The sequence below is a fragment of the Bradyrhizobium sp. P2_E8 genome (assembly GCF_056403875.1).
Genome location: NZ_JBFUES010001882.1, coordinates 1 through 580 on the forward strand (window position 1 = coordinate 1; position 580 = coordinate 580).

Genomic DNA, 580 nt, shown 5'->3' on the forward strand with positions numbered 1-580 from the left:
ATGCTGTCGGACGAAGGCCGCGGCATGCTCTACGTGCCGTTCCTCAACTATGCCGACGGCAATCTCGATGCGACGCGCGAGATGCTGATCGATCCGCAATCGGTGCCGGGCCTGTCCGACGGCGGCGCGCATTGCGGCATCATCTGCGATGCGAGCTTCCCGACCTATCTGCTGACGCACTGGACGCGCGACCGCAAGCGCGGCGAGAAGCTCACCATCCCGTTCGTGGTCGCGGCGCAGTCACGCAAGACCGCGCTCTCGGTCGGCCTCACCGATCGCGGATTGATCGCGCCCGGCTACAAGGCCGACGTCAACGTGATCGACTATGACCGCCTGCATCTGCATCCGCCGAAGGTGCATTACGATCTGCCGGTCGGCGGACGGCGGCTGTTGCAGGACGTCGACGGCTATGAGGCGACCATCGTGTCGGGCGTGGTGACGCGGCGGCACGGCGAGGCGACAGGGCGTCGGCCGGGGAAGCTGATTCGGGGCGCGCAGGGGGTGGTGAACTAGCGAGGACTGCGCCTGAGGCGCGAAAGCCGCGCTTCACTCTCGCTGTCGTCCCGGCGAAGGCCGGGAC

1 protein-coding gene is annotated in these 580 nt (G+C 67.4%); it reads left to right on the top strand.

Going from position 1 to position 580, the window contains the following annotated elements:
* Positions 1–513: amidohydrolase family protein (locus AC1D00_RS44500; protein WP_477015128.1), on the top strand; the 513-nt coding region annotated here is incomplete at its 5' end.
* Between the last annotated feature and the right edge of the window lie 67 nt (positions 514–580).